Annotated in this window: 8 protein-coding genes; 7 read left to right on the top strand and 1 reads right to left on the bottom strand. The window is 72.1% G+C overall.

Annotated features, from left to right (window positions below; all coding sequences use genetic code 11):
* Window positions 1-2,562, top strand: a 2,562-nt coding sequence (locus Adu01nite_RS40230; protein ID WP_203734594.1) for a hypothetical protein, incomplete at its 5' end; no start/stop codon positions are given.
* On the opposite strand, the gene Adu01nite_RS40225 is transcribed toward Adu01nite_RS40230, so the two are convergent.
* Window positions 2,505-4,106, bottom strand: coding sequence for an FUSC family protein (locus tag Adu01nite_RS40225; RefSeq protein WP_203734593.1), 1,602 nt, complete (start codon window positions 4,104-4,106; stop codon window positions 2,505-2,507). The genes Adu01nite_RS40230 and Adu01nite_RS40225 overlap by 58 nt on opposite strands.
* A gap of 57 nt (window positions 4,107-4,163) precedes the next feature.
* Between Adu01nite_RS40225 and Adu01nite_RS40220 the strand changes: the two genes are divergently transcribed.
* The 6 genes from Adu01nite_RS40220 to Adu01nite_RS40195 all read left to right on the top strand — a co-directional run bounded on the left by Adu01nite_RS40220 (window position 4,164) and on the right by Adu01nite_RS40195 (window position 10,804).
* Window positions 4,164-5,579 (top strand): GntP family permease, encoded by a 1,416-nt coding sequence (locus tag Adu01nite_RS40220; RefSeq protein ID WP_203734592.1) that lies wholly within the window; start codon window positions 4,164-4,166, stop codon window positions 5,577-5,579.
* Between the two features lie 88 nt (window positions 5,580-5,667).
* On the top strand, window positions 5,668-5,892 hold the full coding sequence (locus tag Adu01nite_RS40215) for a hypothetical protein (protein ID WP_203734591.1): 225 nt from the start codon (window positions 5,668-5,670) through the stop codon (window positions 5,890-5,892).
* 339 nt (window positions 5,893-6,231) lie between these two features.
* Window positions 6,232-6,855: a maleylpyruvate isomerase family mycothiol-dependent enzyme gene (locus Adu01nite_RS40210; RefSeq protein WP_239133077.1), complete on the top strand. Its 624-nt coding sequence runs from the start codon at window positions 6,232-6,234 to the stop codon at window positions 6,853-6,855.
* A gap of 37 nt (window positions 6,856-6,892) precedes the next feature.
* On the top strand, window positions 6,893-7,207 hold the full coding sequence (locus tag Adu01nite_RS40205; RefSeq protein ID WP_203734590.1) for a hypothetical protein: 315 nt from the start codon (window positions 6,893-6,895) through the stop codon (window positions 7,205-7,207).
* Window positions 7,132-9,357, top strand: a complete 2,226-nt coding sequence (locus Adu01nite_RS40200; protein ID WP_239133076.1) for a bifunctional polysaccharide deacetylase/glycosyltransferase family 2 protein — start codon at window positions 7,132-7,134, stop codon at window positions 9,355-9,357. The genes Adu01nite_RS40205 and Adu01nite_RS40200 overlap by 76 nt, the downstream gene beginning before the upstream one ends.
* A 10-nt stretch (window positions 9,358-9,367) precedes the next feature.
* Window positions 9,368-10,804: a serine/threonine-protein kinase gene (locus tag Adu01nite_RS40195; RefSeq protein ID WP_239133075.1), complete on the top strand. Its 1,437-nt coding sequence runs from the start codon at window positions 9,368-9,370 to the stop codon at window positions 10,802-10,804.
* Window positions 10,805-10,816 lie beyond the last annotated feature (12 nt).

Raw genomic sequence — 10,816 nt, 5'->3', positions numbered from 1 at the left:
CCGGTCGAGCCGGTCGAGCCGGTCGAGCCGGTCGAGCCGGTCGAGCCGGTCGAGCCGGTCGAGCCGGTCGAGCCGGTCGAGCCGGTCGAACCGGCTGTTCCGGCGTTGCTGCCGTCCATTCGCCCGGCCTGGCGAACCTTGCCCGTCCTGCTCCACGACCTGGCCGGAATGCGCGCCGCCGGTGACCAGGCGGCGGCGGGGATGCTGCTCGACGAACTCGGCGCGCTGCGCAAGCCCCAGGAAGTGGTCGGCATTGTCGACGCGCTGGACAAGGCCGATGCCGCCGCTGACGCCGCGCGGGTGCTGGCCGCGGCCGTCCGGCGGCCCGCACCCGAGGTAGCCCGGATCGTCGGTGTCCTGCTCAAGATCGAACGGCCGGACATCCTCGATCGGCTCCGGGCCGCCGCGGCGGGGCTCGACGCCCCCGACGTCGCCGCGCTCGCCGAGCTGCTCAGTCCCGACCAGCGCGATGCGCTGCTGGACAGGGCAGTCGACGACCGGTTCGGCCGGCCGGCCGCGATGATCGAGCTGGTCTCGACGCTGTCGACCGCGCCGGCCCTGGACGGCGTGCTCGACAGCCTGCTGGAACGCACCGCGGCGCGGATCCCGGCGTTTGACGCGGCCGTGCTCGGCGACGTGCTGCGCGAGGCGGGCCGCGGGTCCGCCGCCTTCCGCGTCTACCACGCCGCCGTGGAGGTCCTCGCCGGGCGGCCGGCCGCCGACGTGACCGGTATCGCTGCCGCGATGCACACCGCCGGTCTCGCCGATCAGGCCCGGGCGCTGATCGGCCGCGCGATCCAGCGATGCGGCGACGTCCCCGCCATCCTTGCCATGCTCGACGCCGTCGAGGGCAGCCCGCTGCCGAACGCCGTCGACGACACCATCATCCGGGCGGCGACTGTCCTGCCGGCCGAGGAGCTACTGCGGCTGGCGCGCGAACTCTGGGTCGCGGAGCGCGACGACGCGGCCGGTGACCTGCTGGCCTGGGCGGCGGTCGCGCGACCCGCCTCCGAAACGGCCGTCTACCTGGTCAATCTCCATGAAGCCGGGCGGCTCCTCGATGCTCGCCGGGTCGTCGAGGCGGTCGGCGAGCGGGACGAGTCGGAGATCGCGGGTTTCATGTCGTTCCTGGTCAGCGCCGACGCCGACGCGTTGCCGGTGTTGATCGATGTGGTCCTGGCCGGTGACGCGGGCAAAGCCGGGCGGGTCCTGGTCGAACTCGACCGGTCGCGCCGGGCCGTTCCGATCCGGCACTTCGTCGAGCACACGACGCGGGTTCCCGCCGAAACGGTGCTGGCGGTGATGTCGGAGCTCATCCGAGCCGACCTGCGGTCGCTGTCCCGCCGGGTCGCCGCAGCATGCGATGCGGCGTTCCGGGTCGACTTCGCGTGGCCGTATTCGCTCACCGGCTCGGCGAGTCGGACGACCGTGTTCACGGCCCGCGCTAAATTGATAATCGACTTGGCGGTCGGGTCGCCGACGATTGCCGCGGCTGTCCCCGTGCTTGTCGGCAAGCACCCCTGGGGTTCGCGTGACTTTGCCGAGTACCTCACGGCAGAGCCGCCCGGGATCGTGATCGCGGTGCTCACCCGGATGACCGTGGCGGGCGACGGCGCCTACCTCGATGCGATCCTGGTCGAGGTGGCCCGCAAGGACGACGTGGTCCGGTGGCTGTCCCGGTTGTGGCACGTGGCTCCCGAGCCGGCCGGGACGGGAGGCCGGCGGCCCGATCTGGTGGATCGGTACCTGGACCACGTCGTCCGGCTCCGGACGCCACGCCAGATCGTCGCGCTCCTGCACGAACTCGAGGCCGGGCACGGGCCGTCGATGGCTGACCGGATCGTCGAGATGCTGCTGGACGATCCGGGCCGAAGGTGGGCGCGAGCGCTCATCGGAGTTCTCCTGGGCGAGTCTCGATGGACGGAGTCACTCACCAAGGGCACGTCCGTCGACCGGGAGTTGTCGTCGCGGATGGCCGCGGTCGAGGAGCTGGTACGCCAGTTCGATCCAGCACGGAAACCGGTCGCCTACACCGTCCCTGCGCGTGTCGTCATCGGCAACGAGACCAACATGATCCGATACGGACCGGCTCCGCTCATCTCCCTGGATCAGTGGAAGTGGGAACGCCCGGGCGAGCACGACGAGCGCGCCCTGTGGCTGATCCGGCTGGGCACCCCGCAGTCGGCCGCTTTCGTCGGATTCAGCAACCGTGGTGTGTACTGCCGGTTTCCGGGCCGACGAGCCAATGGCTCGGTCCGGAGAGCCGATGGAAGGCGTGCCCGGCCGAACCGAGCGGTGGTCCCAGCCAAGGACTTCTATGTCGCCTACCTGAGTTTTGCCGGGTTGAGATTCGAGGCGGACGGGTTGGATATCAACATCGAAAAGCCCTGGACGCGACGGCGTCTACAGCCGGACCAGTTCTGGGCGATCCCGCAGGCCGACCCAAACTTGATCAACTGGCTCACCGGGCTCCTCAACGCGTTGGCCATGCGAGTGCGGGAGGTTCACGCAGTGGACCCCGACAGGCCACTGGGTCCGTCGCGCCGACCGGCGAGCACCTGACGACCGGCTCGTTCGGCGGTCAGCACCTGCTCGGTGACGCCGGGGTCGAGGCCCGGTTCGCCGCTGGCCACGCCGTATGCCTCGCGGAGCGTCAACAGCAGCAGCGCCAGTCGCCTTGCCTCGCCGGTGGCGTCGCTCCGATCGCGGCGCAGGGCGGTGGTTGCCGTCGTCACCTCGTCGATCGCCTCGTCCAGGTGGCGGGCGGCGGCCCGGTTGCGGACCAGGGCGGCGGCGATCAGACCGAGCGCGCACCCCAGCAGCGTCTGCACCAGGCGGTCGCCGATCAGGTCGGCCGCCGGGGTCGGCTTGCCGAGCTCGCCGACCAGCAGCGCGAGCGGGGTGATCGCCAGCATCGCCAGGCCGTAGTTGCGCACGACCAGGAGCTCGGCGCAGACCTGAGCGATCGCGATCGCCGCGACCAGGGTCCAGTGGTCGCCGGGCAGGGCCACGGCCGCGCCCGCCAGGAACAGGCCGATCGTGGTGCCCGCGGCTCGCTGGATCGACTTGTGCAGGGTGAGCCGCAGCGAGTCGGCCTGCAGCACCGCGACCGCGGACAGCGCGGCCCAGTAGGGATGGCCGAGGCCGGTGACGTGCGCCAGCACGCCGGCCGCCGCACCCGCGGCCAGCGCGCCGAGCGCCACCCGGGCCGCGGCCGGCCACACCGGGCCGGGCCGCCGCGGGCCGGGCTCGCGCAGCAGCAGTGCGTAGATCCGGCGGCCCAGCACCTCGTCGGTCTCGGCCTGCTCGGTCTCGGGCACCGGGGCCGGACCGCGACGGGCGACCTGGTCGGCCAGCGACCGCAACGCGGCGGCGGCCTCCGGGCGGTGGCCGTGCACGCCGCTCAACTCGGTCTCGGCCCGGGCGATCAGCAACGCCTCGGCCGGGCGGTCCGGCGGCACCGCCCGCCAGGCACGCTCGATCGCGGCGGCCGCCTGCTGCCGCGCCAGCAGCCCAGCCGTTCCGGCCGGGGCAGTGCTCAGCGCGGCGGCGGCGCGCAGGGCGCGGGCCACGGCCAGACGCATCGGGGCGTCCCGGTCGATGAGCGCGCCGGTCATCGCGATCAGCCACGCCAGCAGGGCGGAGCCGGCGCACAGCAGCGGGTGTCGCCACAGGTCGGTGGGGGTGGCCGGCATGGCGCTGGTTACCGCGGTGGCGAAGGCGAACATCAGGCCGCCGGGCGGGCCTACCCGGAAGCGGCCGCACAGCAGGGTGGCCGCGCCGCCGACCACCGCCACCGCGGCCGTGCCGAACGGCTCCGGCTGCGGGGCCAGGGCCGCGGCGGTGCCGGCGAACACGCCGGCGATCAGGCCGGTCGCGGCGGCGGTCAGCACCCGGGCTCGGCGGGGGTAGGGCTCGTCGCGGGCATACAGGGCGGTGAACGCGCCGAAGGTGGCCACGCCGGCCCAGGCCGGATGGCCGGCCGCGACCAGCACGACCAGCGGGATCGCCACCGCCAGGCCGGCCCGCAGGGCGAACGCCCAGGCGGCATCGACCGGGCGTACCTTGGCCGCGGCCTTGACCTCCGGCATGATCGACTTTCCCATTTGTTCCTTTTACCCTGCGAAGATTCAAAGCCTCGTGGTGGGGGTAAGCGCGTGCGCATGACGCCCCTCGCTGCCGAGGCCATCACCGATGCCGGATCCGGTCAACTTGTGCTCGCCGCGGTGCTCGGCATCGCGGTCGTCATTCTCCTCATCGCCTGGGCCAAGTGGCATCCGTTCCTGGCCCTCATCCTCGGCTCGGCGACGCTCGGGCTGGTCGCCGGCGCCTCGCCGGGGGCCACCGTCACCTCGTTCACCACCGGCCTGGGCAGCACCGTCGGCAGCGTGGGGCTGCTGATCGCGCTCGGGTCGATGATCGGCGCCTTGCTGGCCGACTCCGGTGGGGCGGACGGGATCGTCAACCGGATCGTCGACCGGGTCTCCGGGTCGGCGCTGCCGTGGGCGATGGCCGGTGTTGCGGCGCTGGTCGGCCTGCCACTGTTCTTCGAGGTCGGCGTGGTGCTGCTGGTGCCGATCGTGCTGCTGGTCGCCCGGCGCACCGACATCGGGCTGCTGCGGGTCGGCATCCCGGCGCTGGCCGGCCTGTCGGTCCTGCACGGCCTGGTGCCGCCGCACCCCGGACCGCTGGTCGCGATCTCCAGCCTCAACGCGGACCTCGGTCTCACCCTGCTGTTCGGCATCATCTGCGCGATCCCCACGGTGATCATCGCGGGCCCGGTCTTCGGCAACTTCATCGCCAAGCGGGTGCCGCTGCCGGTGCCGTCGCTGCTGGCGCGGGCCGACGCGGCGGTCGCGTCCGGCGACGAGGACTACGCCGAGGACGCCATCGACGCCCGCCCCGAGCGGCGCGACCCGGGGTTCTGGCCGGCCGTGCTCACCGTGCTGCTGCCGATCGTGCTGATGCTCGCCCGGGCGGTCGGCGAGCTGACCGCGGACAAGGGCAACCCGGTGCGGGACACCCTCGACGTGCTCGGCAACCCGCCGGTGGCGCTGCTGTTCGGCGTGCTGCTGGCGATGTGGACGCTGGGCCACCGGGCCGGGATGGACCGGCGCGCGACGAACGCGGTGCTCGGCGGGTCGCTGCCGCCGATCGCCGGCATCCTGCTGATCGTGGCCGCGGGCGGCGGCTTCAAGCAGGTGCTGGTGGACGCGGGCGTGGGCAACATCGTCGCCGACGCGGCCAAGGACGCCAACATCAACGCCCTGCTGCTGGGCTGGCTGGTCGCGGTCGGCATCCGGATCGCCACCGGCTCGGCGACGGTCGCCACGATCACCGCGGCCGGCATCGTGGCACCGCTGGCGGCGACGCTGGACAAGCCCGAGGTGTCCCTGCTGGCGCTGGCGATCGGCTGCGGCTCGCTGTTCTTCTCACACGTCAACGACGCCGGGTTCTGGCTGGTCAAGGAGTATTTCGGGATGACCGTCGGCCAAACGATCAAAACCTGGTCGGTGATGGAGACGATCATCTCGGTGGTCGGGGTGATCTGCGTCTTCCTGCTGAATCTGGTGGTTTGACCGAGGTTTCGACGGGCTGTCAGTGGCAAAGGTTGTAGGAGTCGCCGGGCGGCCGCTCGGTGGGAATCTCCGGAAAGGAACGCAGACCATGGCGATCTCCGTGAACCTTGACGCTCTGCTGGACAAGGCTTACGAGTCGACGCCCCTGGCCGAGTTGACCGATGCTCCCGTCGCGGCTCTGGCCGGGGTCAGCGAGTCCGATGCCACGGCCCTGGCCCAGGCGTTCAACATCAAGACCATCGGTGACCTGGCCGGGAACAAGTACGTGAAGGTGGCGCAGGCGATCTCCGAGCTTGGGCGTCTGGCCAAGTAAGTAACGCAGGCAAGTCGAAGGCGGCAGGCGCATCGCGCCTGCCGCCTTTGCCATGTTCATGACCGTGAGTGGGACGGGTGAGCAGGCGGGTTCTACCGCTGCTGCGGTTGGTCACCGCGTGGGGCGTACCCATCAAAGGTTTAGCCGAAGGCGTATGTCAGGCAGCCGACGAAGATGGCGACCACAACGAGTACGATCCGCAATCGGGTCTCCGACATGCTCGGCAAGCTCGGCGTCGCCACCCGTGAGGAGGCGATCGCCCGCTATCGGCGCCCGGACCGATGAGAATGCGCCACCCCGGTCGTATCCCCTCCCGAATGGTTTGTCGGAGGAGGGGTTGTGGACGAGAAAGTGCTGCGTACGGCGGTTGTCGCCGAGCGGAATGAGCTCGCGGTGATGCTCGGTGCGCTTGGTCCGGAGCAGTGGGGCGCGGCTTCGCTGTGTGCCGGCTGGCGGGTGCGTGAAGTGGTGGCGCACATGACCATGCCGTTTCGGATGTCGGCGCCGAAGTTTGTGGTGGAGCTGGCGCGCGATGCCGGGAATTTCAACCGGATGTCGGATCGGGTGGCCCGGCGGGACACCGCCCGGATCAGTGACGCCGAGCTGCTCGCCTGTCTGCGGGACAACGTCGAGCATCCGTGGCGGCCGCCGGGTGGCGGGACGATGGGGGCGCTGTCGCACGACGTGATCCATGGGCTGGACGTCTCGGTGGCGCTGGGGCTTGACCGGCGGCCGCCGGCCGGGCGGGTCGGGCTGATCCTGGACGGGATGCGGGAGCGCAATCTGAAGTATTTCGGGGTTGATCTGACGGGTGTCCGACTGGAGGCGACCGATCTCGAATGGGCCTTCGGGTCCGGGGCGCCGCTTCGTGGCACCGCCGCTGACCTGCTGATGGTGGTGTCCGGGCGGCGGATTCCGGGGTCGCTTCTGGAGGGTACGGCGGGCGCGCGGTTCACCGGGTGAGGTGCGGGGCGGGCGTCCATCTCCTAGCGTCGATGGTGTGCCTGACGATTCGCCGATCGGCCGCGCACCCGTGCAGCGGCCGCCGCACGGGCGGGCGAAGGTGGGCCGGGCCGTCGGGAAGGCGCGGCTGCCCGCCGAGGACGTCACCAGCCTGATCCGCGCCGAGTCGCCGGAGCCGCCGCCGGTGTTCGTGGACCCGAGCGGGGCCCGGCGCCGGCGGCTGCGGTGGGCGACCTACGCGGCCGGACTGCTGCTGGTTCTGGTCCTGGCGGCGGTGTGGGTGAGTCAGCTGACCGGGCCGGCGGCGCCGCCGGCCCGGCCGTCCTGTTCCGCGGGGGCCTGCACCCGGTGACCGTGTACGGCGGTGCGCCGGCCCCCTTCGATCCGGAGTCGACCGGGCAGATCCCGGCCGTCCGGCGCCGCCGGCGGGTGCTGCGGGTCCTGCTCACGCTGGTGGTTCTGCTGCTGCTCGGCACGGTGGTGCTGGTCGAGGTCTACACCGACGCCGGGTTCAGCCCGGACGGCACCGATCCGCGGTCGTCCCGGGACTCGGCGGTGCCGCCGGCCGTGCTCAACGGCGGGCCGGTCATCGACTTCTCCGGCGACACCGCCACATCGGCGCGGATGCCGGCCAAGACTCTCGCGCTGACCTTCGACGACGGGCCGGATCCGGCCTGGACCCCGAAGATCCTCGACGTGCTGGCCCGGCATCACGTGCCGGCCACCTTCTTCGTGGTCGGGTCGGAGGTGGCCCGGCATCCGGAGCTGGCCCGGCGGATCAAGGCCGAGGGGCACGAGATCGGGGCGCACACGTTCACCCACCCCGACCTCGCCTCGCTGCCCGCGTGGCGTCGTGACCTGGAGAACTCGCAGACGCAGCTGGCCATCGCCTACACGACCGGCCGGTCGACGTCGCTGCTGCGGCCGCCCTACTCGTCGTTCGCGGATGCGCTGACCGACGGCGACTACGCGACCGTGCGGGCGGTGGGGGAGCAGGGCTATCTCACTGTGCTCGACGACGTGGACAGTGAGGACTGGAAACGGCCCGGGGTCGACGCGATCGTCCGCAACGCCACGCCGCCGAACGCGGACGGCGCGATCGTGCTGTTCCACGACGCGGGCGGGGACCGGTCGCAGACCGTGACCGCGCTCGACCGGCTGATCCCGCGGCTGCAGCGGGACGGCTTCCGGTTCACCACGGTCACCCAGGCGATGGGGCTGCCGGCCGACCCCAGGGCCGGTGCCGCCGACGTCTGGCGCGGGCGGGCTCTGGTCTGGACCGTGCGCGCCGCCGACGGGGTGCTCCGGCTGCTGTGGGTGCTGCTCATCGTGGCCGGCGGGCTGATCCTGATCCGCACCCTGGTCCTGTTCCTGTTCGCCTGGACGCACGCCCGGCGGCGGCGTGCCCCCAGCTGGTCGTGGGGACTGCCGGTGACCGCGCCGGTGACGATCGTGGTGCCCGCCTACAACGAGGAGACCACCATCGCGCCCGCGGTGAGCTCGCTCGCCCGCTCCGCCCACCCCGGGGTAAAGGTGCTGGTCGTGGACGACGCGTCCACCGACGGGACGACCGCCGCCGTCGACGCGCTGAAGCTCGGCAACGTCCGGGTCGTGCGGATCCCCAGCGGCGGCAAGGCGACCGCCCTCAACACCGGGGTGGCGCTGTGCCACGACGACCTGATCGTGATGGTGGACGCCGACACCGTCGTCACCCCGGACGCGATCCACCAGCTCGTCCAGCCGTTCGCCGACCGCCGGGTCGGCGCGGTCGCCGGGAACGTGAAGGTCAGCAACCGGCGCGGGCTGCTCGGCAAGTGGCAGCACATCGAATACGTGATCGGCTTCAACCTGGACCGCCGGCTCTACGACACGTTCGGCTGCATCCCCACCATCCCGGGGGCGCTCGGCGGGTTCCGCCGGTCGGCGCTGTCCGACGCGGGTGGGCTCAGCACCGACACCCTGGCCGAGGACACCGACCTCACCATGGCGATCCAGCGGGCCGGGTGGAAGGTCGTCTATCAGGAGTCGGCGCGCGCCTACACCGAGGCGCCGGCCACCATGCGGCAGCTGTGGCGGCAACGCTACCGGTGGAGCTACGGCACCATGCAGGCGATGTGGAAGCACCGCCGGGCCGTGCTCGAACCCGGCCACTTCGGCCGGGGCGGGCTGCCGCTGATCGCCGTGTTCACCGTGCTGCTGCCGCTGCTCGCCCCGCTCATCGACCTGATGGCGGTCTACGGCGTGCTCTTCCTCGACCGGCAGGTGACGCTGCTCGGCTGGCTGGCCGTCCTGGTCATCCAGATCCTCACCGCCGTGCTCGCGTTCCGCCTCGACCGGGAAAAATTAGGTCCGCTGTGGACGCTTCCGCTGCAGCAGATCGTCTACCGGCAGCTCATGTACCTGGTCCTTCTCTCCTCGGCGCTGGCCGCGCTGACCGGGCGGCGGCTCGGCTGGCAGAAGATACGGCGCACCGGAGATTTCAGTTCCGCCCCGAGTGGGTAGAGGGGAGGGCATGCCTGTCCCTGGAGAGATACTCGGCGATCGATACCGCCTGGACGACCGCATCGCGGCCGGCGGCATGGGCGAGGTCTGGCAGGCCACCGACACCGTGCTCGGCCGGGACGTCGCGGTCAAGACGCTGCACGCGGGCCGGGCCGGGGATGCCGGCTTCCAGACCCGCTTCCGGCACGAGGCGCGGGCGATGGCGGTGCTGCACCACCCCGGGGTGGCCGACGTCTACGACTACGGGCAGAGCGGGCCGGACGCGTACATCGTGATGGCCCGGGTCAACGGCCAAGCTCTCAACGAGCGGATCGCCGAGCGGGGCCGGCTCAGCGCGGCCGAGACGATGTCGATCGTCGCCCAGGCGGGTCGCGCCCTCGAGGCCGCCCACCAGGCCGGGATCGTGCATCGCGATGTCAAGCCGGGCAACCTGATCATCCAGCCGGACGGGACCGTGGTGCTCGTCGACTTCGGGGTGGCCCGCTCGGCCGAGTCGGCCGCCCTCACCGGGGCGCGTGAGGTCGTCGGGACGGCGCTCTACATCGCGCCCGAGCAGGTCTCGAAGGAGACCACCGGGCCGTCCGCCGACGTCTACGCGCTCGGCGTGGTGGCCTATCACTGCCTGGCCGGGCATCCGCCGTTCATGGGGGACAGCGCGATCGCGGTGGCCATGCAGCACGTCAGCGAGGAAGCGCCGCCGTTGCCGGGCGACGTGCCGCCGACGGTGGCCGCGCTGGTTGCCACGGCGATGATCAAGGATCCGGCCGAGCGGTTCGACTCGGCGGCGGCGATGGCCGACACGGCCGAGCTGGCGCTGGCCGAGCAGGCGGTGGGGGCGGGCCCGCAGACGACCGCGATCCTGGCCGCCACTCCGGCGCCGGCACGGCCTCTTGCTCCGCTTGCTCCGCTTGCTCCGCTTGCTCCGCTTGCTCCGCGCAGCGGAGACACCTCGGTGCTTCCGGCCGTCTTTCCGCCCGGGCCGGGCGGTTCCTCCGGAGGAGGCGGCGGCCGGCGTACGGCGTTGCTCGCGGCCCTGGCGTTCGTCATCATCGGCACGGCGGTGGGCGTGTTCGCGCTGTTCAACGGTGGTGGGCTGCCCGGTTCGACGCCGCCCGCGCAGTCGGCGACGACCAGCCCGAGCGGAGCCAAGGCGCCCGCGGCCGAGACGACCGGCAAGCGCAACAACAACGGCAACCCGGGAAAGGTCGCGGCCACCAAGACGGAGAAGCCGGCCGAGACGACCGCGCCGACCCCCTCGGCGACCCCGAGCAAGGAGCCGACCACGTCGGCCACCACCGCCGCGCCCGAGGAGACCACCGCGGCGCCGGTCGAGACCACGGCCGGGACGGACAACTCCGGCGACTCCGGTGCGGACAATTCGGGCAGCGGCGGCGGCGAGGCGGAGGTCGGCGTGACGGAGAACGCCGCCGCCACGCCAACCCCCTGATATTTCCCGAAA

The organism is Paractinoplanes durhamensis, from assembly GCF_016862175.1.
Classification (GTDB): domain Bacteria; phylum Actinomycetota; class Actinomycetes; order Mycobacteriales; family Micromonosporaceae; genus Actinoplanes; species Actinoplanes durhamensis.
Note: the sequence above shows the minus strand (reverse complement) of the source record. Positions and strands in the feature narration are given on the sequence as shown.